Consider the following 21,779-nt stretch of genomic DNA (forward strand, 5'->3'; position numbering starts at 1 on the left):
TATGCATTTATTTGAATAAATTGTTCATTTGAAAATAAATGTCCTCTAAATCGCGATTTGCATTGTTAAGATTGTTCGTTGCTTGATTCAGCTCACCAACCCGCTGAGAGACTATCATCCCTTGTGCATTAATTTGAGAATATAAATCCATTGCCGCCTGTATTTCGTAAGGATTACTACTCGTTCGCCCAGCATAACGAGAATATTGGTTACTAAGTTCGTTATAGCGATTTACTGCTGAATTATATTCGGACACTTTTTGGTTGTAATCGTTAGTTGCCCTCTCAACAACCTTTAATTGAGTATTTAATTGTTTTATTAACGAGAGATAGGTTCTCATTTCCCGTGGGGATTCAAAAGACCAGCCCCGATAGTAGCCATCATCATAACTTATAAAACCGCCAGTTGCCTCTAATGCAACCCATTTCCCAGGCGATGTTTCCGCTAGAACCCATGCATGGGTTACTTCACTCAAATCTGTTAGTTTTGGTTTTTTTGGATCTCCAATCTGGATTTTTGCATTGATTCCCTCCGTTTCAACCATATTCCACACATCCATAGCCATATCACCACAAACAAAAATATCCGGACCCATATATGTGTGTGTTTCGTGGTAGGATCTCACAATCTCCTCAACAATATCTACATTAGTCCTCTGGGGAACCGGTTCCGGCGTCGTTTTAGGTGTTGATACAGGTGTAGCGGGTGCTGATGCTGGTTCTGAAGTACATCCCGCGATCCCGACTCCTGCAATTAGGAGCAGTCCGATAATAAAAAAGGTCAGTAATCTCCTCATTGTTTGGACTTGGCTATAGGGTTGGATAAAGGTTGCTATATTGGATGAAGAATAAAGGATAACTGCCTCCTCATCACACATTTTACAACTGACACATCGTTCGATGCGGTCATCAGCCAGAGGTTATGGATCGGTAAACTCACCAACGGCAATGGTCTGGAATTACGAATTTAAGGTTATAATTCCCTGCTAAAATCTAAGGCTATTTCGAATTTATTTCTTTTTTGAAATATAATTGGATCTCGCTACTCTACCGTTTCCGAAATGCGACTTTCCCAGGCAAGATCTGAAAAAGAGGTATAATTTCCCCCGGAGCCACCCCTAACATCCACTCATCCATCTATATCATCCGCGCCTATAATGACGTGGCAAAATTATTTTATTCTTGTTATCTTCACATCAACCATAGCAGTCTCACGTGCAACTACAAGATCTTTCGGACTGTTTCTTGTGTCAAGACAGAGTGAGTATCTTCCCGTACCTTCAGGTATGGTTACAACGAATTTTCTGTGATATGTATCATCGAATTGGGAAACAATTTTTCCTCTATAATCCCACTTTCTTTGATTCGAGTTCCACTCAGGGCGATAATTTCTGAAATTATCAAGATTAGTATCTTGCATGAAAAGGACATTCAGACTCTTATCTGATTCTACCTCGATCTCGTACTGTTCACCACCATAACAAAAGTCTACCCCGTGATCCCTAAATTGTATAATATGATAATAATTTATGGTAACTCCAATTCTTTGATCATAAATAACCTTGGGAAATGTCGTTAGGGGTGTTGGTGTCGATTCTGGTGTCGCTACTGGTACAGCGGGTGCTGGTTCAGGAGCCGATACAGTCGCAGCAGGTGTTGGTTCAGGTGTTGGTTCAGGTGTTGATACAGGTGCTGCGGGTGCTGGTGCTGGTTCTGAAGCACATCCTGCGATTCCGACTGCTGCAATTACGAACAGTCCGGTTATGAAAAAGATCAGTAGTCTCTTCATGATGTGGACTAGGTTATAGGGTTCGATAAAGGTTGCTATATTGGACGAAGAATAAAGGATAACAACTTCCCCATCAAACATTTTACAATGGACACCTCGTTCGATGTCAACATCACCCGCAGGTTATGGATGGGAACTATCATCGCCGGGCTCGGTATGGGATTGCTTCTGGAACTGGTTTTCCGGATCTTCAACGGGTCGCAGGTCTTACCGTTACTATTCGTTGCAACCATGGCGGGTGTTGTTCTGGTCTTTGTGTATTGGGTGCTTACTGAGTTTCAGAAGCAGCGTCCTTTATAAAGCAAATTTTAACCAGTCCGTAAATGAGTGGTCGAGAGATTACGAAACTTTTTTCAGTTAATGTCACATAATGGGATGATGGAGAATTGAAATGAGATTGTTTATTGACGATAGAAGCTCAAATTGGGCAGCGTATCCTGTTGATGATATCGAATCGATTTCATTTAAAGGTGGGGTTTTCACAATTAAAATTACCTTAAAACAAAATTATATTACTGCTGTTCATGGGGGAGGTCAAAAGAGCGTTATTTTTTCAATCAACGCGAATATTCCTAGGAGAGAATTTTATATAAAAATGTTTGAGGATATTTGCAATATTATTGCAGATGACAATATAAAAAAAATCTATCTCCGCGAACTTGAGAGTTTGGGGAGTGAAAGTAGTAGTGTTGCTGAAGAAGCTGAAGAACCTTTATCGCATAAAAAGCGTGTTAGAAGATAATATAAAGGTTTATAATAATCTTTTTATTAAAATTAGTAGTTAATATGTAGTAAATTCATGCATTAAATTGAAGTCCTATTTTGAGTTATTCCTTAAATCCCAACACTTCCACACCCTGACCCCCACGTATCCGACAACCACAACACTCCCAATCACCGCCCACCGGACCATCATCTCTTTAAACGCCAGCTGCTGCTTCAGGGTGTCCCTGCGCCACCGCACTGCCTCATCATCCGGATCAAGTGCAAGTGCCTTCTCAAACGCTGCTAATGCCTCCTCATACCGCCCCTGCTCGACAAGTCTTCTTCCTAAGTTATCCCAAGAGGGTGCATACATCGGATCGAGTGAGATTGCCACCTCGAACGCAGCCACCGATTCTTCAATCAATCCCATATCTGAATAGACTGCTCCTACATTGTTCCAGATCTCAACTGAATAGGGCGATCTATCAAGAGCAAGCTGAAACGATTCCATTGCTTCATCATACTGCCCGAGTGCCCGGAGCACAATGCCCCGGTTGATAAGTGCGTTTGTATAGTATGGATCCAGAGCAATTGCCCTGTCATATGATTCCAAGGCATCGTCATATCGTCGCATCTCATGGAACGTCACACCTTTATTGTACCACGGCAGGCTGAACCCAGGTTCCAACTCAATTGCCCGGTCGAACGATGCGATGCCTTTGGTGTACTGCCGTGCTTCGACGTAATCGCAGCCTTCGTTGATGTGGAAGAATACAGACTCGTTCTCCGCAGCGGCAGCGGGGCACAGGATGAGGATGAGGAGGAGGGCGGTTGCGTAGATGAGAGTCGGGCGGCGGGACATTGGGGATATGTTGGGGGCGGCAGGGGTTGAAGGTTGTGAAGTGATAGGCGGAGGGGTGCGCATTTCCCCGATCCTCCCCGAAACGTATGGATATCGTTTTCTTTAAAGATTAATTGATTATTGGAGGATTTTGTGACACTCGTGAACTTTGGATTAATTATATATAGTAGTATGATCTATAATGTGTAATACACCTATATTACAAAATGAAATACAGAGTTATTACATATTGTAAGTATCGGGTGTATTAAGGAGGTAGAGTGTATGACAAAAGATGAGATATTAAACAGACCGCTTGTTGAATGGACTATTGAACTACAAGATGACATTAAAAAATTAGATCGATCAAAGATATACAAACGGCAATATCGAAATCTGATACGATCCATAATCCAGATTCGGGGTTATCTGACAGAAGACGGACTTGGATTGGTCATTAATCCACAGGAAGACTTAGTTGAAGGGTATTATATCGTATCCTCGGAGGCATTTACTGATATAGATCTGCTTAAGGACTTAAATGAACGGGAGATTCATAATGAGTTATATGGGTGCTTTGCCACATTGGTATATAAAAAATCGATGGAGGATAAAGCCGAGTTTGTCGGAGTTTTTGATCCAGAAGACAACCAACAATGGAAAGAGGTCGCTATTAATGACACAACGAGTCCCGCAACATTCCGATTTCCAAAACATATTTTGGAGGAATATCGGACAGGTTGTAATGAAAAGGAACAGTCACTGACAGATGCTCTTGTAGGACAAATGTGGAATACGATTCGCCATTATCGGTACGGTTTGATGAATGCTGACACAATAAACATTCTAGGCAATGGTGAAGAATGGGATTTCATATCAGATGAGGGTATTCTTACTTTTTTCACAAGTCCTCTTGCCGAAAAAAGGGAGGTGGAGAAATGATCTCTCTCCATCAACTCTCCTGCTATCAGAATCCTCGACTTGTGAATCTCACACATCACACAATCAGATTGTATCAATCAGATGATTCGTATATAGAGATCCCACCAACAGGTAAGATCGCTAGGGTCGGGGCAGCAGAAGAGATCGTTGGATATGTTGGTGAGACACCCATCATTTACAAAGAATTTGGATCTGTAGTTAATCTTCCGGATCCAGTCGACAACGTAGTATACATCACATCAACTCTGACGGCTGAGACCGTTAAAAGACCTGACGTTGTATCTCCAGATAGAACCCCTCATTCAGCAGTTCGTGACGATTCAGGAAAAATGATAGGTGTGAGGATATTACGTTCGTATACACCCTCATCTCGACATATTAATGCCTTTGAAAGTTCACAATGCAAAGAGATGGAAGCTACCTTAACATGTTGTTTATAGATATTGGGGGAGGTAGCAGTATTGGAATTCATAAAATATTTTTGGGATGACAATATTGGACCCGTGTTCTCCATAAAAATTAAGGGCAAAACAATAAACCTTTGTTTCTGTCATCGAAAGAAGGAACGTTCAATACCGTTCTTCGGTTTAGAAAAGTATCTTTGTAGTAGATGTTTAGGGATGTATTTAGGTTTTGTATCTGGTTTGTTTTTTGTTATTGTAGGTTTTCGTCTACCATTTTGGATTCTAATACCCTTCTTTATTCCCATGGTTATTGATGGCACTACACAATTGATGGGGTTGCGAAAAAGTAATAATTGTTTAAGACTTATTACAGGTTTGTTATTTGGTTTCTCTATAAGTTTCTTGGTGGTTATATGGTAAGCGAAAGAGAGGAATATGAAGCACAATGTTGTCTCCATTTTATAATTTTAGTTATAATATTTATTATAATTTATTTTATTGTGTCATTATTTAACTATATCAACTCCATATTTAATTTTATTTAATCTAAAATATTAAATTAAATATAATTAATAATTTTGCATCCAATCTCAAAAATAATGGATTTATGTCTTCTTTTTGAGATAAAAAGATGACTTGCTCAGTCTACACAACAACAAATCGTATAAGAACATATTTCAACAAAGGATAATTGCGACTCATTATAACCAACCTGATACAATCAAATCTGAACAATTAATATAATGCCCCATCAACCATTGGTTATCATGCCCCTCCTCTCAGACACTCTTCAAGATAAAATTCTCAACGAACCCAAACCTCTTTCAGACCAACAACGCCGTGCTGTTCTCTGTCCTCGTTCACATATCCGTATAATCGCGGGTGCAGGTGCCGGGAAAACAGAAACCCTGACTCGCCGAATTGTCCATCTTCTTCTGGTTCAAAATGTTGATCCTTCTGCGATTGTTGCATTTACCTTCACTGAGAAGGCAGCACAAAGCATGAAAAGCAGGGTATACGAGCGGGTAAGAAATCTCGGGGGTGATGAGATCTGTTCCCGTCTTGGAGAGATGTTCATCGGAACCATCCATGGATATTGCTACCGTTTACTTGACGAGTATTTCGGGTATGGGGATTGGGGGGTCCTCGATGATAATCAGGAGATGGCATATCTCATGCGGTTTGGCTGGTCTCTCGGATTAGGTAGGGGAAGGTATTACGCAACTGATTGTGAAGATTTCACAAACACTCTGAATGTGTATTATGGAGAAATGATACCACAAACTGCATTCAGAAAACCCGAAGATAAAGCATTCCTTGAAAAACTAAAAAAATACGAAGATCTGCTTGATACCCATAAACAACTTACATTCAACCGAATGGTTCAGCTTGCACTAGATAGTCTGCGAGAGAAGCCGGAGGTATCAAAGTATGTCCAGCATCTCATTGTCGATGAATACCAGGATATTAATCTCGCACAGGAAGAACTGATTCAATTAATTGGAGATAAGGGGAATATCTTCGTAGTAGGTGATCCCAGACAAACCATCTACCAGTGGCGTGGTTCAGATGAACGTTGGTTTGAGGAATTTGCCAAAAAATACCCTGACACAGAAACGATTCATATCACCGAGAATCGACGATCAACTGTATCAGTTATAGAAACTGCCAATGGTTTCTCGGATACATTCGAAAACCAACATTATGATCACATGGTTCCTGTCCGTCGCGAACAGGGTGGCGTCTATCTCGCAGAGATGGAGAGTGATATTCAGGAAGTGTACTGGATAGCTGATCAGATCCAACACCTTATTTCTCAGGGGAAATGTAATTATTGCGATATTGCCATCCTGTTTCGAAGTGTATCAACCTCAGCACCACTCTTCATCGATGAATTCAGGCGACGAGATATTCCTTTTATCGTCGGTGGAAAAGTCGGTCTCTTCCGCAGGAAAGAGATCGTCAGTCTGGGAAAATTGTTTGCCTGGTTATATGAAGATGGGTTCTGGAAACCCGATCGATATTCAAAAGAGACAATACAGGGGGAGGAGTTATTTGATGGAGCAATTGATGACTGGAACCAGGGGATCCCAGATCTCAGACTAAACCAAAACACCATCACCAACCTTCATAGCTGGAAAAAATCTGTTGCCAGTGATACTTTTGAAAACCTTTCTCGGATCCTTGCAGAATTGTTGGTTATCCTCGGATTCCACCAGTTGGATCCCGATGATCCCCGTCATGCAGTCATCATGGCGAATATCGGGCGGTTCAATACCCTTCTTACCGATTATGAAACCGCGATAATGTTAGGCGGTCGCAGAAAAAGAGACTTGACCAGCGATTTAAAAGGGCTCTGCTGGTATCTGAACACCTATGCCTCATCAAAATATGAAGAACAGGCTGGTGACGATTTCAGTGGCGTTAATGCCGTCCAACTGGTGACAATCCATCAGAGTAAAGGTCTTGAATGGTCACAGGTATTCCTCCCTTGTCTGGTGAACCAACGGTTCCCATCAAGTCTTATTGGAAGAGGCAGGATATGGTTAATGAGCCACGGGCTGTTTGATGTTGCCAAATATCAGGGTGATGTTGAGAGTGAACGGAAACTCATGTATGTTGCTCTCACCCGTGCAAAAGATGTGGCAGTGGCAAGTTACTTCACTACCATGAGCGGTCGTCGGAAAGGAATGAGTTTGTTCATCAATGATATATCGGACCTGCAGTATGTGGAGCCACTATCCCAAAACGACAATATACCCGATCATACCTATTCGACTGGCGGTGTGAATGACGAGTTATTGACATTTACCGCAGGTGAGATTGTTGATTATGGAAGATGCGGATACTTTTACCGGCTCAGACACTTATGGGGATACCAACCAGGTCTATCCGAATATCTGGGTTATGGCAAAACCCTCCATTTCTGTTTGCGAGAAGCTGGCAATCTGATGAAGAACCAACAACTCCCTCCCTTGATCGCTGTATCAACCTCTGTTGATCGGCATTTCCATATGCCGTTTGTTACCGGAGGGCGGATGGAGAAGATCAAACAGGCAGCAAAAAAACAGCTCATGCGATTCGCAGACATTCATTCTGATGATATGCGACGGATAAAAGAAGTGGAGACACGAATCGAGTTTCCCATTCAAAACGCCATTGTTGCAGGTAAAGTCGATGTCATACTCCATGACGGTGATGCGGTCGAAGTGCGTGAGTATAAGACCTCTGATACCTCTACAACCCCCGAAGATTCAGCACTTCAGGTTCAGCTGTATGCAAGAGGACTCAGTGTTCTGGGAGAGACGGTGTCTCATGGATCGGTTGCGTTCCTCGAAGAAGCAGTTGTCAATGACGTGGAGGTAACTGACCAGACAATAAACGACACAGTGAAACGGGTTGAGAATCATATCAATCATATTATCTCCGGTGATTTTACACCGTGTCCAGGGGCTGTGTGTTCGGAGTGCGATTATAAGGTTATTTGCAGGTGGCAGGTATGATAGGATCCGATAGTAAAGTGATACAACATCAGGAAGATCGTTTGAAACGACATAAACAACAGCTAAAACAGAAACTTACAGAAATTTTCCAGATAGATTCTCCCGATCTCGATTTTGGTGTATATCGAATCATGAACCAAAAACGTGATGAGATTCTCAGGTTCATGGACGAGGAACTAATCAATACGGTTGATACAGAGTTCGGGAAATATGATGCGGATATCCGTAACCAGTTATTAGAAGATCTCAATACATTGGAACAGACTATCCATGAAACCTATGGTGAATCTGCGCTGGATGAATCTGGTCTTAAACCACAATACCGTGAGAGTCTGAAGGGGAAAGAACTACACGAAAAGTGGCTGAAACTCCAGGACAAGGTAGAAGAATCCTCGATGAGTGATCTTCAAAAAGCAGAGATATTTGCTCATCTCGAAGAGTTCTTCTCCCGATACTACAAAGATGGTGATTTCCTATCTTTGAGACGATACTCAGCAAATGAGAAGTATGCGATCCCCTACAATGGTGAAGAGGTCATGCTTCATTGGGCAAATAAAGATCAGTATTATATCAAGACGGACCGGCATCTGAAAACGCATGGATTTGATGTTGGAACGTACCGAGTCCTCTTTGAAGTGGTACATGTTGAAGGAGAATCAAATGGGAATGGGAAGGGAAGATATTTTGTTCTCGCAAATGACGATTCCGTTCTGTATGATGACGAAAAAAACCTTCTGACCATCCGATTCAGCTATAAACCTCTTTCAGACGAGGAATTAATCCATCAATACCCGGCTGGGGCGTCACGGCAAAAACCAAATCACGAAGATATTGTTACAGGACTCGTAGCACAGATACTTGATACAGAGATAATACCAAAAGGGTTAGCTGATGCGTTGAAAGCAAATGAACGGGAGAATGATTCCAAACCCCGTCTTTTCAAGCATATCAATAGTTTTACAAGAGAAAACACAAGCGATTTCTTCATTCACAAAAATCTGGGGGTTTTCCTCCGTCAGGAACTTGACTTTTTCATAAAAAACGAGGTCTTCCGTCTGGATGACCTCGGAACAGAGAATGAAGTTGCTGTCGAACGTTATGTGAAACGAGCTAAAGTAATAAAATCAATTGGTCACCAGATAATCGAGTTTCTGGCACAACTCGAAGAATTCCAGAAGAAGTTGTGGGAGAAGAAGAAATTCGTTATCCGAACCGGATACTGCATGACTATTGATCATGTTCCTGAAGATTTTTATCCCGAGATCCTTGCCAATGAAAAACAATTAGATGAATGGCGGATACTCTATGGTATTGGTGACAAAAGAGAACAAACCACGATTTTCGATACAAAAATCGATGTAGATTTTCTACAGAACCATCCATTCCTCGTCATCGACACAGCATTTTTTGATGAACGTTTCACAGATCGGTTATTAGAACATTTCCAACACCCTGATGGCACACCTGTTGATGATTTGGATGAGGTGGTTGGAGGGTTGATGATTAAATCGGAGAACTGGCAAGCTCTGAATTTACTCCAAGATAGATATCTTGATCAGATTGATACTATCTATATTGATCCTCCATATAATACTGGTAACGATGAATTTATCTATCGAGACAATTACCAACACTCAAGTTGGATCTCTATGATCTATCATCGAATTCATTTATCTAAAACTTTATTACAAAATGATGGAGTCTTTTTTTCTTCCATCGACGATCATGAGGTTCATAATTTGCGGATTTTATTAAATGATTTATTCGGCGAGAAAAACAATGAGGTGTATATATGGGACGTTCGTGAAGATGGAAATATGCCTAAAACCGCTCGAAATACAGTGCGGAAAGAACACGAATACATTCTCTCTGCATTTAATGATAAAAACACCATCAATTTTCGAAAATATCAAGAGATGAAATATAGTAGTAATGATGGTTGGGGCAATCCTGATAATGATCCCAGAGGCGATTGGATGTCTGGCAATATTTCACGCAATCAAATACAATCAACGACTGGGAAAAAATATTACTCAATCACTACTCCAACGGGGAAAATATATACAAGAAATTGGTCATTAGATTTTGAAGAATTTGAAGTTTTACGAAAAGATAATCGAATATATTTTGCAGATAATGGAGATGGGGTTCCCAGAAAAAAAATATTTGCGAACGAACCAATAGACATAATTCAATCTTCACTCTTTGAGGGCTTATCATCATCACAATCTGGGAAAAAAACAATAATTGATATCCTTCAACAATGTAAACTCAACCATCCAAAACCACTACCTCTAATTGAACGATTAATAAGAATATCTTCATATAAAAATTATCAAATAATGGATTTTTTCGCCGGTTCTGGCACCACTGCACATGCGGTTCTGAATGTTAATATGAAAGATGATCTTTCTATTAAATACATACTCATAGAAATGGGAGATTATTTCGACACCCTCACAAAACCCAGAATTCAGAAAGTGGTATATTCAACGAACTGGAAAGAAGGCAAACCTCAAGATACGGACGGTCAGAGCCACATATTCAAATATCTGGAATTAGAACAATACGAAGACACTCTTGATAATATCGAATTTTTAGATAGTGACGGGCAAATCCAAGCCACCATCTTCGGCATGAAAGATTACATGCTGAACTACTTCCTTGATTTTGAAACAAAAGAGAGTGCATGCAGACTCAATATTGACAAAATTGCCACTCCCTTGGCATACAAACTACGTATCCGACGCGATACTGGTTTCGAGCATCTCCCTGTTGATGATGATGGGTTCCGTGAGGTAACTGTTGATCTTGTTGAGACATTCAATTACCTCCTTGGTCTGCATGTCAAACGCCGAATCGTCCGAGAAAACAACGGGCTCACATACAGAGTTGTGCACGGGGTATTGCCTGATGGAGGCACTGCCACAATAGTCTGGCGGAATTCACCGAAGAATCCTGTAGGGCAAGAGAAGGCGCTTGAAGCCGATGAAGCGTTCATCAATGGTAATATCCTGAAAGAATTCCCCAATACCGGTACACTCTACGTTAATGGACATTGTTTCGCAACTAAAGCGACACCCATCGAACCTGAATTCAAGAAAAGAATGGGTGCGTGATAGATGTGCCAGTAACACGAAGAAGAGGGCAAGCACAACCCAGGAGTCAAACCTCAAAAGAGGGCGAGCTCCGACCTTGGTTAATGAAATTTTCATTTGCATGCCACATGTTTGGGTTAAACAAACTGTCTGATTTCCAGGTTCTCCTAGCAAAGATCGAAGAGGGAGAAGACGAGGATGGACAATCATACTTCTACCACGTTTTAAAACGTCATGATGGATTCAGAGAGAATGCCCGGATTACTCATGACGAGTTGCAGAATTATGATGAGAATATCGTTCGTTACATGAAACAGATCAATCATAACCGTGACACACCAATCCGTCTCAAATATTACCAGTGGCTGGCTGCTCTCTTCACGGAAGTGTATCTCGATCTATATTTTCAAAGTCCAGGAAAACTCGCCGCTAGGATCGAAGATGTGGTGAAGAATCATGTCAAAGAACGATTGAGAACCATTGAGGAGCCGTATGAATATTATGCCAGATTCACCCCAAATATAGATGAACTCCGGAAATGTGCCTTCTGGATGGCTACAGGATCCGGCAAGACATTTCTCATCCATCTCGCATATCTCCAGTTTCAACATTATAACAAAGGTCCAAACAAACTCGATATTGAACGTGTTCTGCTTATCACACCGAACACCGATCTCTCAGCACAACACATTCGCGAGATGAAGATCAGCAACATACCGTGTACCCAGTTTGATCCCGAACGGCTAAGTGGTTATTTCCAACCCCAATCTGAAGAAGCAATCAATGTAATAGAAATCACCCGGTTTACCGAAGATAAAAAAGATGGTGGACTCAAGAGAGTTGATATTGAAAATTTCGGCAAGAAAAACCTCATTTTCGTGGATGAAGCACATAAAGGATCCGGCGGAGAGAAATGGAAAAAATTCAGACAAGAGGTTTCCCGGGAAGGGTTTACGTTTGAATACAGTGCTACATTCGGACAGGCTGCAGCCGGTGGAGGATCAGTCGATAACGATAACCTCAGCGTATTTGCAAAAACCATCTTGTTTGATTATTCATATCCACACTTCTATAATGATGGATATGGGAAGGAATACCGTATATTAAACGTCAATAAATCCACTTATGAAACAGACAAAGTGCTTTTTGCCAACCTTCTGACCTATTATGAACAGAAGCTCGTGTTCGAGGATCTCAAAGAGGTTGCGACAACAGAATATAATATCGCAGATCCATTGTGGATATTTGTCGGAAGCACCGTAAATGTCTCCAGCACCAAATCCGATGTTCTCACTGTTGTTCGTTTCTTTAAGAGAGTACTCACTGACCGCGATTGGGTAATCAAGACAATAGATGCATTTGTTCAAGGGAGATCAGGACTACTGCATGAGAAGACAAAACACGATCTTTTCAGCCCAGCATATCCCGAGCAACGACTTCGTTATCTCCGAGAAAAGGGTTTGAATCCAGATGCAATATACTCAGATATGCTTCATCGAATATTCCGCTGTTCAGAAGCTTCCGGTCTCACTCTGGTCCACCTCAAAAATAGTGAAGGAGAGATCGGCTTGAAAAGTGGTGACAACCATTTCTTCGGAGATATTTATGTCGGTGATGCCCCAAAATTCATCAAAATTGTTGAAGATAATGAACCGCACATCAATGTTGAGAAAATCACCCATCCCTCGTTATTCCGTTCGATTGACAGTCCTGAATCCACGATAAATATCCTCATTGGTGCTAAAAAATTCATTGAAGGCTGGGATTGTTATCGCGTTTCCTGCATGGGATTGATCAACATCGGTAAGAGCGAAGGAACAGAAATTATCCAGCTATTCGGTCGAGGTATCCGCCTTAAAGGACATGATAACTCTCTCAAACGCAGTACAAATGATACCGGCGATCAACCACAGAACCTCCCTCTACTCGAAACACTCAATATTTTCGGGGTGGATGCAAAGTATATCGGATATCTCCGGGAATTCCTCACAATCGAAGGTGTGGATGAATACAAAACCGTTGAGAGACGGATTCCAATCAAGATCACTTCTGAACATATTCAGAACAAACTATTGATTCCACATTGGGAGAAGACCGGATTTGAACGAAAACAGCGGCTTGTGTTATCCAAAGAACATATAGTTCCAGTGACAATCGATCTACTTCCCAAGGTTGAGGTTGAAGACAGTGCGTTTTATTTAGGGGTTGAATCAGACGACCGCCCGGATCCAATCCGTATCGATACACAATACCTTGATCTGATCGATTGGAATGAGGTGTATTTCACTCTTCTCAACCATAAAAACACAAAAGGCTGGAAAAACGTTGTATTCAATAAAGATTTACTTCGTATGATCATCGCGGATCAGAATTGTTATACTCTATATTGTGATCAGAATGTAGTTCGCCCAGCAAAATTCACCGAGATCTCAAAATTACAGGATGTGATCATCCTCATCATCAAAAAATCAATCCAAACAGCATACAGCAGGCTGAAAAATATCTGGATGATGGATACCATTCAAGTTGAACGGTTATCTGAATCTCATGGGAATTTCGAGTTTGGTAAGTATACCCTTAAAATCAAGGAAAACGAGGTAGATGTCCTTGAAGCAATTGATGCTTCAATCAATGAGATCGAACAGATCAATATAGGTGAAACGACGAACTTCATAACAAACATCTTCTTTAAGAATCACCTGTATCAGCCACTGCTTGCCAAGACAAGCAAATCATCCACTAAAATCGATTCAATCTCTCCGGAAGGACTGAACGAAGGTGAAGAAAAACTTGTCCGGAGTATCAAGGTATTCATTGATGAACACCCGGAGCTGTTCTCGGATAAGAAAATCTACTTGATCCGCAATATTCCTAAGACTGGTGTCGGGTTCTACAAACGATCCTGGTTCTACCCGGATTTCATCATGTGGTTAGTTGATACCAACACACAACATATCATCTTCCTTGAACCGCATGGTATGGTCTACAGTGCCGGATTTGATGACGAAAAGGTGCAGCTTGCCAGTGATATCAAACAAATAGAACACAGAATCAACACCCGATTAAAAGAGAAGGGGATTGTATGTGGATTAAAACTTGATTCGTTCATTATCTCTGTAACCAAACCCCAGGATGGACAGCATTCATTCTATACCGATAAACAACTGAGGAAAGAACACCATATTCTATCAATCCATCAATCTGATTTTGTGAAAGAAATCTTCGAGTTTGCTCTATCCTGATCTTTCTCCATCATTTATTTCATTCGGTGTGTTGACACACCTGCTCTCTTACTTCAGAGATAGCTGACAAAAAAGAGTTGGTTATCTTCAAAGATTACTCAATTACTCAGCAACATCCCTAGCAATCGGTTTTCCCATTGCTACTTCTATTCTTCTGAGAATCGCCTCTTTCCGTGCCATGAAGAATGATTCAAAATCATCAGATCGAGCGATGGAGGGATCGATGTTATGACTCATCATAATTTCATCCAGACGATCAGGGGTGATATTGGTCTCCTTGTGAATCTTCTCTAAATACAGACTTGGAGCATATCCTCCGATTTTGCGGTTCGTTTTGTAGGAGAGAGGCGTTTTATTGATAATACAGTCATAATTGATGCCTGTGTTACTGTCTTTACTGACATTGTTTTCAACACACCATTTTTCTGGGGTTATGTCAGTATCGTCCTGTAAATTAGGCAAGACCTGTACCTAACACCAATTCGATCTCTTCTATATTAAACATTATGTGCAACAATTGGCTGTCGCAAATTCTTTTCCAGTACAGCGGGCTATCCTAACGACAAGGGGGTGGGCTCACCCACCCCCGACCACATGCAGCCACTGGGCACCAGTCACCCGTTATTCCTTTTCTACGGGAATTCAACGGCAGTTCATATGAAAGGGCTATTGAACAGCTACAGAACACTCTCTGGACGATCTGGTTGTCTCATCTACAGGAGGCGAGATCGTGAGGTATCGTTTGCCACAGAGCCAGTCTTCGTTCTTATCAATCAGGATCGAACCTATAAGACGCATCGCTGAATCGCCGTTCGGAAACGCCCCAATACTTCGTGATCTCCTCTTAATCTCAAGATTCACCCGTTCCAACATGTTCGTTGTCCTGAGACGTTTCCAGTGCTCTTCAGGAAACGCCTGGTAGTTGAGGAGGTCCGTAGAGAACCGTTCAAGACTTGCCGCAGCACTCTTGTATCCCATCTCTTCCAACTGTTGTATGGCGTTCTGGAGTTCCTGGAAATCTCCCTGAATTCCATTTCTGACAATCTCAACAACGACTTTTATATCGCACCTCCTGATCCCCTTGGATTTGATGATCCTGTGCATATGGACATGACACATCTGCCAGCTTGAACCGAGAAAAGCTCGTTGAACTGCATTCTGAATCCCTGTGTGTCCATCAGAGATGAGAAGTTGTACTCCGTGGAGACCACGCTCCTTGAGCATCTCAAAATGGTCGTACCAGAAGGCTTCACCTTCGCTGTCCATCAGGTCGATACTGAGTATCTCACGGAACCCATCCTCCCGGATCCCGGCTGTGATGAGAAGAGCCTGAGATACAACACGGGTACCGCGACGGACCTTGAGATACGTTGCATCAACGATTAAATATGGAAATGGCTGTTCTATCGGGCGATTTCTGAATTCTTGTACAACACCGTCAAGTTCCTTGGCCATCCTGGAGATGGTATCCGGACAGATGTTGGTGATCCCGAAGTGTTTCATCGTTTCATTGATCTTTCGGGTCGAGACACCGTTGATATACGACTCGGTGATTGCAAGAATAAGAGCGCGTTCAACTCGTGAGTATCGCTCAAAGATAATTGTCTGGAATGGCTTCTCACGAAACTCAGGTTTTTGAAGCCATATGTCGCCGTATCGTGTTTTTAAACCTCGTTCTGAATACCCGTTCCGTGTGGCGGTGCGGTGTTCAGAACGCTCATAATACCCTGCTCCGGCTTGTTCTCAGCCTCACAGCGCATAACCATGTTCATAAAGGTGGTCAGCAGGGTCTGCATTGCACCCTGTGGATCGGAAAGATAATCTTCTGCTAAATCGTATAGATCCATGGCTCTGTTCCTCTTTTGCAATTCTAACTTGGTACAGAGCCTTAATTAAATTTACAGGGGATTACGGATACTATCTTTTCTGGGAAGATATGATGAATATCAACGTTCTCTTCGAAGTACGTGGTATAATCAATCGGTTGACCACTCATGAAATCCAAAGCCCCGTCTCGCATCAGGAGGGTGTATACACCTTTGTATGCAGCACTATTCCGTGTGCGAAGGGTAAGAAGTCTGGATGGTGAGAAATATGCTTCAGTGACTGTTGACGGTTCAGGACCATCATTCTGAATCCAATTGTAAATCTCTGGTACATCTTTTGCAAATCGAGATTCAACCCCTGCTCCATAGAGTTCGCCCAAGACGCCACACCAGAACCATTGGAATATCTTCTGTCTAACAGTGTCACTCTCGATTTTATCACCCAACAATGAAACAACCGTAGCCAATGACGTGATCTGTGATCGGTAGGGAATATCACGAGACGAGAAGAATTTTTGTAGAGTCAGTAGCCGAGAAGCTTTGATAAAACCTTGCAACGCTTGATCGGAAAAACTCTGGTAATCCTCCAGAGTCATCTTCAGAATATCTTTTCTTTTGCAACTAATCCCTGGAGCACTCTCGGGATTCACACCGTCCTGAATTGCAGAGATATGCTTTTTTCGGGTTGCAAGCAGAGATATTGATTGCAGAAAATCCGTACTTTCAACCTTTTTTAGGATCGGATTGGACTTCAACTCTTTTTCGATCCTATCCCAATCATCCCGAAGATTGAAATTGTCTGCAGCGAATGTAGCTGTCAACAATTCAAACACATTCAGCGAGACACCACCTGTATTCACCTTCTCAAAGACAATACAGACTGCTTCTTTTGGCGTTTCTTTACCCATTGTGATAAGCGGTAACTGATACTGTTCAAATCGTTTAATTACCTCCGTATTGAACCGATTGAACAATTTGGTTTTTTCTTTATCATAATCCCAATATTCCTGGAATCCCATCATCCAGCCATCACTTTTAAAAATCTGATTAAATGGGAAGAGTCCAGCTTCATATTCTTTTTCAGGAGTTGTATAATCCTCAATGATTTCACCCCTGAAGTTTTTGACAAGTTTTGTCTCACCTATGCTACGGATACAATCATCCCGATCGTTGTTGGGATCGAGGGCTTCAACCATATCAATGTAATACCATCGATTCATAGGGTTTCCGCGAGTATCACGGGTTTCAACAACCGTTTGAGCGATGAGAGATTGATACAGAGCTGTCAATCGTTGTTGCCCATCCAAAATCAGGAGATCGGGATCGGGAGCAGAATTATGATTCACTCCCTCAACTAACCGGGGTTTAAATTTTACATCAGCATTCCCTGTCTCAAGCATCATAACTGTGCCAATCGGAAATGACTGAGATACACTTGCCAAGAGGCTCCGAATCCTATCATCATCCCATTTCCAACCCCTTTGGAAATCGGGCAGCTGGATTATCGCTTTTTTGATATTGGACAGAAGACTCAATAGAGATTCTTTGGTACTGTCGAATGTGGTTGATGTCATTGAGCATACCTCATGATGAGTATCATTAGTAGGCTATTCTGTAGAAGAAATGAAATACATATTGATTTGATTACGAAGCACCACGTTACACGCGAGACAAACTATACACAATTGAAAATGGATCAATCATCCCCCAACCACCTTTTCCATCCCCTCATACACTCCCGCCAGCCCCTCATCAAACACCTCTCCTGCCATCCTGGGGTTGACCTCAACCTTCCCCACCCCATACGTCACTACACCTTCATCACTCAACCAGGACACAACCGGGACACTCAGGATGGATATCGGAAACTCATCGTCAGCCGCCTCCTGCCATCTCCCTGCAGAGAACATCTTGTCTGCCACAGGAGCCAAGTGGATCTCCATGGAGGCGGCGAGTGGCTCGGTGATGTGGAGCAGCCGGTTGGGCGCGTCTACCACGACAAGAACGCCGCCGTCATAGAGGTCGAGTCGGCACCGCCCTACAATGATAGGGTTGCCGTCCAGCCAGGCGAGGCGGGATTCGTCGTCGGGGATGATGGAGGTCATTATCAATACTTTCCAATACATGTGTGTGCGAAACCTGATTATACAGTCTTATATCGCCTTCACATTAGCGATATAAAGGCGGATCTCAGGCTATCCTGATAGATACATCATATGGATTCAGTGTAAGACCCGTATGATCCGATTCCAATCAATTGAATCACATAACTCCTTACGCCACCGAAGAACTCAGGTTCTCACGAGCGCGGTAAAGGATTATATGGTTCGACCTTCAATGTCAGTATATCGATGAACTCAGAAATCGATATACATGACCAATCGAAAAAACCAACAGAAATGCGAGAATTTAATTTTATTTCAAAAAGTAAATAAACTCAGAATGAGCTTGGATTTTTGGAGGGATTAAGAACTTCACTTCTTGAAGCCGCCGGAGGGAGTTGAACCCTCGACCTGCTGATTACGAATCAGCCGCTATGCCGGGCTAAGCCACGGCGGCACTGCGACCATTCTATTGGCTTTGAAAAGGTTAAAAGGTTCTGCTCTTTTCAGCATCGCGGTATCATTTCTGGTTTCGCTCTCGTGCAGACTGTCGTAGAGACTATCGTTCTGACATCGCTTACGAGTATCCCCGCATCGTCACCGAGTCGCCTGCCTGCTGCTCCTGGGGGGGCTCGATGGTGCCGAACTTGGATTCAAACTCAGCAACACTCTGCTGGAGCACCGCGAGGAACTTCTTCGCATGTTTTGGGCTGATGGTGACGATAGACTTCGCCTTTGCCTGGTTGATATTTGGAATCTGGTGGAGGAAGAGGAAGGTGAATTCGTCGTCCCGGAAGGCGATCTGGATCATGTTGCTGTAAACGGGATCGAGATCCTGAGGCACATTTACGGTTATTTCCTTAGAAGCCATGCAAATCTATTAGCGGAGTGAAAAGAAAAGCTTTCTTACGCATGTCTGCGCCAACACGACCCTCAGAACCACAATTCATCCCAGTCTCGACACTCGTCCGCACTTCGGTCTGCCCGGTCCGGGTGTATCTGGAACGGCATGAAGGGATCACAGAGCCGCCGGAATATACCATTGCGAAACAGGTCGGCTACCACCTGGGAGCATTGGCCGTATCTGATGGTTCAGCGGCTACGGAATCTGAGGCTGTGTCATCTGTTGGATCTCCACAGGTTCCAGATTGTAATCCAGATCCCCACGTTGAGAGGATCTGGGGGGAGATCCGACTCGTCCGGCCGGATATCGATGATCCAATGAAAGAGTACCTCAAAGGGTGTATCGCCGCCTGCCGGGGGCTTGCCTGGGAGGCGCCTGTCGCAGCCGATGTTTCCTGTACAAACAGGAAGTACGGCATCTCCGGGCGGATCGACTGGATATTCAGCAAAAAGCCTGCAATCGGCATCCTCAGGGCAGGCCGTGCCCCGACCTATGGTGTCTGGAAGCAGGATCGGATCCGGGCGGCTGCATACCTGCTGGCGGCAGAAGAGATGGAACAGCTGAATGATGGAGGACACCCCCTCTCTGAAGTCCGGATCGCCTATATTCCATCCGGCATCGTCCGGACGGTCGCCCCCACCGCCTCGGACAGGCGGAGCCTCCTCGCCGCCCTCAGGAAGGCAGAAGCGATCTATCGCGGCGAAACCCCGCAGGCACCGCCGGATGCCCCCTGCGACCGCTGCCCGAAGAGGGAATCCTGCACCCGGGGCGCCGGCGAACCGCAGACGCTCTTTGACCGGTTCTTCAGGAGAGGGTGAATTCAGGAGAGGATAGACCGAAAAAGAGGGCGGAAACAGATTGGCAGGTGGAAAAGAGATCTCCGAAAAAACTGCTCACCTGTTCAGAAGTGTTCGTGAGAGGATGTACTCGCCCCGTGCCTCGCGGGTGGTGCCGACGATCAGCCATTTTTCTTCTCCATGATCCTCGACTACACCTGCTGCCTCGATCACTTCTCCTGCGAGTGCCTGCCCGGCATAGGTATGGGTGAAGGAGAGGACATAGCTGATCTCCTCGTGGTCGATTGCATAGACGGACGGGTTATCAAATGCAAGGGAGGCATCGATCACGGTCGCCTCGATCACATCCCGGCCGGTTGGAACTCCTTTTTTGATCGGAACGGCGTTCTGCCCTGCATATCCACGAGAGAAGAGGAGGTCGAAGTAGGTTCCTTCATACTCGCCCCGGTTGTATTTCCGGGCTTCATGGGCGACGAAGTCGTCAAAACCGATCTCAGGGACACGCTTCCTGTAGACCTTCCTCCACATCTCTTCGCTCATCTCCGGGATCTTCCCCGCTGAAACAGCATCGGCAAGCTGCCGCTGTGCTGAGAACCACTGCTCCCCATAGACGACGAGATCGATATCTGATGCTTCATTCTCAAGACCGCAGAGGAGGGAGCCGGTACAGCCAAAACTCTTCTCTGGGAGGCTGAAGAGATTTGCGAGGCTCCTGACACGGGGGTTCTGCTGCATGATCCGGTCCATCTCCTCTTCCGGCTTCAGGACAGAGGCGATCTGATCCAGCGGGATCCGATGAACGGTATCATTCCAATCCGGATGGTGGTCACGAATCCAGGCGAATGCCTCATCAAACTCGATCTTCCGGTACCGCTTTCCATCTGCACAGGTTCGCTCGCCATCCGGATCGGGGAGGTATCTCAGGACACAGCCTGCCCGCTCGTCGTTGTCGTACACTGAAACGGCATATATCCCGCCATCTCTATCGACTAAAAAATCACGAAGCCGGATAGGCTTCTCCATCCGCTTTATCTCCATGCAGCTCAGTCCATTTCGATGAGGAATCTGACGATCTCATCAAGCTGTGATCCCGGCCTGACGATCTCTTTTGTTTGGAGATCCACAACCGTGCTTGGCGTCCCCGGCAGCTCTCCCCCGTCGATGAAGAGCTCGTGCCGAACATTCACGTCATTTTTGGTCCTTGGAGAGATGTCACCGGAGAGGTTTGCGCTGGTTGCGGTGATCGGGGCATCCAGCTCGCTGATGATCGAAAGCGCTATTTTGTGATCCGGCCAGCGGATCCCGATCATCCCGGTGCCGCCGGTCAGTTCTGTCGGAACACAGCTCTTTGCCTTCAGGATTACTGTGACGGGTCCCGGGAGGAAGCGGTTGATGAACGCCTCTGCCGCCGGATTAAGATATGCGACACAGGCGAGCATCTCGATATCCGATACCGCAATTGAGATCGGTTTTCCCCTGAGCCTGTTCTTTGCTTCATATACCCGCTCGATTGCAATATCCGAGAAGGCATCCCCGCCAAGCCCATACACCGTCTCGGTCGGGTACACGATTAAGCCGTCATGGCTGAGGATGGAAACGGCCTGCTTAATGATGTCATCCATATCTT

At 43.9% G+C, this 21,779-nt stretch carries 17 protein-coding genes, 1 tRNA gene and 1 pseudogene; 8 read left to right on the forward strand and 11 right to left on the reverse strand.

Going from position 1 to position 21,779, the window contains the following annotated elements:
* Positions 1-7: 7 nt before the first annotated feature.
* Positions 8-796: a hypothetical protein gene (locus tag ACYUBO_RS04200; protein WP_460372601.1), complete on the reverse strand. Its 789-nt coding sequence runs from the start codon at positions 794-796 to the stop codon at positions 8-10.
* 374 nt (positions 797-1,170) lie between these two features.
* Positions 1,171-1,788: a hypothetical protein gene (locus ACYUBO_RS04205; RefSeq protein WP_460372603.1), complete on the reverse strand. Its 618-nt coding sequence runs from the start codon at positions 1,786-1,788 to the stop codon at positions 1,171-1,173.
* Between the two features lie 391 nt (positions 1,789-2,179).
* Here ACYUBO_RS04205 and ACYUBO_RS04210 point away from each other — a divergent pair, with 391 nt between their 5' ends.
* On the forward strand, positions 2,180-2,530 hold the full coding sequence (locus tag ACYUBO_RS04210; RefSeq protein WP_460372605.1) for a hypothetical protein: 351 nt from the start codon (positions 2,180-2,182) through the stop codon (positions 2,528-2,530).
* Between the two features lie 75 nt (positions 2,531-2,605).
* On the opposite strand, the gene ACYUBO_RS04215 is transcribed toward ACYUBO_RS04210, so the two are convergent.
* Positions 2,606-3,355, reverse strand: a complete 750-nt coding sequence (locus ACYUBO_RS04215; protein ID WP_460372607.1) for a tetratricopeptide repeat protein — start codon at positions 3,353-3,355, stop codon at positions 2,606-2,608.
* A 264-nt stretch (positions 3,356-3,619) separates the two neighbouring features.
* On the opposite strand from ACYUBO_RS04215, the gene ACYUBO_RS04220 reads away from it, so the two are divergent.
* The 6 genes from ACYUBO_RS04220 to ACYUBO_RS04245 all read left to right on the forward strand — a co-directional run bounded on the left by ACYUBO_RS04220 (position 3,620) and on the right by ACYUBO_RS04245 (position 14,523).
* Positions 3,620-4,276, forward strand: a complete 657-nt coding sequence (locus tag ACYUBO_RS04220) for a hypothetical protein (RefSeq protein ID WP_460372609.1) — start codon at positions 3,620-3,622, stop codon at positions 4,274-4,276.
* Positions 4,273-4,716 carry a hypothetical protein gene (locus ACYUBO_RS04225; RefSeq protein WP_460372611.1) on the forward strand — a complete coding sequence of 148 codons (444 nt, stop codon included), beginning with the start codon at positions 4,273-4,275 and terminating at the stop codon, positions 4,714-4,716. The genes ACYUBO_RS04220 and ACYUBO_RS04225 overlap by 4 nt, the downstream gene beginning before the upstream one ends.
* A gap of 63 nt (positions 4,717-4,779) precedes the next feature.
* Positions 4,780-5,100, forward strand: coding sequence for a DUF2085 domain-containing protein (locus tag ACYUBO_RS04230; RefSeq protein ID WP_460373588.1), 321 nt, complete (start codon positions 4,780-4,782; stop codon positions 5,098-5,100).
* A 347-nt stretch (positions 5,101-5,447) separates the two neighbouring features.
* Positions 5,448-8,183, forward strand: a complete 2,736-nt coding sequence (locus ACYUBO_RS04235) for an ATP-dependent helicase (RefSeq protein ID WP_460372613.1) — start codon at positions 5,448-5,450, stop codon at positions 8,181-8,183.
* Positions 8,180-11,302, forward strand: a complete 3,123-nt coding sequence (locus tag ACYUBO_RS04240; RefSeq protein WP_460372615.1) for a site-specific DNA-methyltransferase — start codon at positions 8,180-8,182, stop codon at positions 11,300-11,302. The genes ACYUBO_RS04235 and ACYUBO_RS04240 overlap by 4 nt, the downstream gene beginning before the upstream one ends.
* The gene (locus tag ACYUBO_RS04245; protein WP_460372617.1) at positions 11,299-14,523 is read left to right on the forward strand and encodes a DEAD/DEAH box helicase family protein; all 3,225 of its coding nucleotides are present in this window, start codon (positions 11,299-11,301) and stop codon (positions 14,521-14,523) included. The genes ACYUBO_RS04240 and ACYUBO_RS04245 overlap by 4 nt, the downstream gene beginning before the upstream one ends.
* 102 nt (positions 14,524-14,625) lie before the next feature.
* Here ACYUBO_RS04245 and ACYUBO_RS04250 read toward each other — a convergent pair whose 3' ends face one another.
* The 6 genes and pseudogenes from ACYUBO_RS04250 to ACYUBO_RS04275 all read right to left on the reverse strand — a co-directional run bounded on the left by ACYUBO_RS04250 (position 14,626) and on the right by ACYUBO_RS04275 (position 19,322).
* Entirely contained in the window at positions 14,626-14,763 is a 138-nt protein-coding gene (locus ACYUBO_RS04250; RefSeq protein ID WP_460372618.1) for a hypothetical protein, read from the reverse strand.
* A 426-nt stretch (positions 14,764-15,189) separates the two neighbouring features.
* A pseudogene (locus tag ACYUBO_RS04255) lies at positions 15,190-16,370 on the reverse strand (IS256 family transposase).
* A gap of 41 nt (positions 16,371-16,411) precedes the next feature.
* A complete protein-coding gene (locus ACYUBO_RS04260; RefSeq protein ID WP_460372620.1) occupies positions 16,412-17,923 on the reverse strand; it encodes a GmrSD restriction endonuclease domain-containing protein in 1,512 nt (503 codons plus the stop codon).
* A gap of 126 nt (positions 17,924-18,049) precedes the next feature.
* The gene (locus ACYUBO_RS04265; RefSeq protein ID WP_460372622.1) at positions 18,050-18,454 is read right to left on the reverse strand and encodes a hypothetical protein; all 405 of its coding nucleotides are present in this window, start codon (positions 18,452-18,454) and stop codon (positions 18,050-18,052) included.
* Positions 18,455-18,834: 380 nt separating this feature from the next.
* Positions 18,835-18,908: transfer RNA gene (locus ACYUBO_RS04270), tRNA-Thr, on the reverse strand.
* Between the two features lie 120 nt (positions 18,909-19,028).
* A complete protein-coding gene (locus tag ACYUBO_RS04275; protein ID WP_300329746.1) occupies positions 19,029-19,322 on the reverse strand; it encodes a DUF3467 domain-containing protein in 294 nt (97 codons plus the stop codon).
* 41 nt (positions 19,323-19,363) lie between these two features.
* Between ACYUBO_RS04275 and ACYUBO_RS04280 the strand changes: the two genes are divergently transcribed.
* A complete protein-coding gene (locus tag ACYUBO_RS04280) occupies positions 19,364-20,173 on the forward strand; it encodes a PD-(D/E)XK nuclease family protein (RefSeq protein ID WP_460372624.1) in 810 nt (269 codons plus the stop codon).
* 75 nt (positions 20,174-20,248) lie between these two features.
* On the opposite strand, the gene ACYUBO_RS04285 is transcribed toward ACYUBO_RS04280, so the two are convergent.
* Both ACYUBO_RS04285 and ACYUBO_RS04290 read right to left on the reverse strand, forming a co-directional pair.
* Positions 20,249-21,190: a nucleotidyltransferase domain-containing protein gene (locus ACYUBO_RS04285; RefSeq protein WP_460372626.1), complete on the reverse strand. Its 942-nt coding sequence runs from the start codon at positions 21,188-21,190 to the stop codon at positions 20,249-20,251.
* A 5-nt stretch (positions 21,191-21,195) separates the two neighbouring features.
* Positions 21,196-21,774, reverse strand: a complete 579-nt coding sequence (locus ACYUBO_RS04290; protein WP_300329776.1) for an L-threonylcarbamoyladenylate synthase — start codon at positions 21,772-21,774, stop codon at positions 21,196-21,198.
* Between the last annotated feature and the right edge of the window lie 5 nt (positions 21,775-21,779).

It is taken from the genome of Methanocalculus sp. MC3 (assembly GCF_054767395.1).

Bases quoted from the DNA above. Each gene is read 5' to 3' on its own strand.
- ACYUBO_RS04205 (WP_460372603.1), bottom strand. From the start codon at position 1,788: ATGAAGAGACTACTGATCTTTTTCATAACCGGACTGTTCGTAATTGCA.
- ACYUBO_RS04260 (WP_460372620.1), bottom strand. From the start codon at position 17,923: ATGACATCAACCACATTCGACAGTACCAAAGAATCTCTATTGAGTCTT.
- ACYUBO_RS04285 (WP_460372626.1), bottom strand. From the start codon at position 21,190: ATGGAGATAAAGCGGATGGAGAAGCCTATCCGGCTTCGTGATTTTTTA.
- ACYUBO_RS04280 (WP_460372624.1), top strand. From the start codon at position 19,364: ATGTCTGCGCCAACACGACCCTCAGAACCACAATTCATCCCAGTCTCG.
- ACYUBO_RS04290 (WP_300329776.1), bottom strand. From the start codon at position 21,774: ATGGATGACATCATTAAGCAGGCCGTTTCCATCCTCAGCCATGACGGC.
- ACYUBO_RS04220 (WP_460372609.1), top strand. From the start codon at position 3,620: ATGACAAAAGATGAGATATTAAACAGACCGCTTGTTGAATGGACTATT.
- ACYUBO_RS04250 (WP_460372618.1), bottom strand. From the start codon at position 14,763: ATGATGAGTCATAACATCGATCCCTCCATCGCTCGATCTGATGATTTT.
- ACYUBO_RS04200 (WP_460372601.1), bottom strand. From the start codon at position 796: ATGAGGAGATTACTGACCTTTTTTATTATCGGACTGCTCCTAATTGCA.
- ACYUBO_RS04275 (WP_300329746.1), bottom strand. From the start codon at position 19,322: ATGGCTTCTAAGGAAATAACCGTAAATGTGCCTCAGGATCTCGATCCC.
- ACYUBO_RS04265 (WP_460372622.1), bottom strand. From the start codon at position 18,454: ATGACCTCCATCATCCCCGACGACGAATCCCGCCTCGCCTGGCTGGAC.
- ACYUBO_RS04210 (WP_460372605.1), top strand. From the start codon at position 2,180: ATGAGATTGTTTATTGACGATAGAAGCTCAAATTGGGCAGCGTATCCT.
- ACYUBO_RS04235 (WP_460372613.1), top strand. From the start codon at position 5,448: ATGCCCCTCCTCTCAGACACTCTTCAAGATAAAATTCTCAACGAACCC.
- ACYUBO_RS04215 (WP_460372607.1), bottom strand. From the start codon at position 3,355: ATGTCCCGCCGCCCGACTCTCATCTACGCAACCGCCCTCCTCCTCATC.
- ACYUBO_RS04225 (WP_460372611.1), top strand. From the start codon at position 4,273: ATGATCTCTCTCCATCAACTCTCCTGCTATCAGAATCCTCGACTTGTG.
- ACYUBO_RS04240 (WP_460372615.1), top strand. From the start codon at position 8,180: ATGATAGGATCCGATAGTAAAGTGATACAACATCAGGAAGATCGTTTG.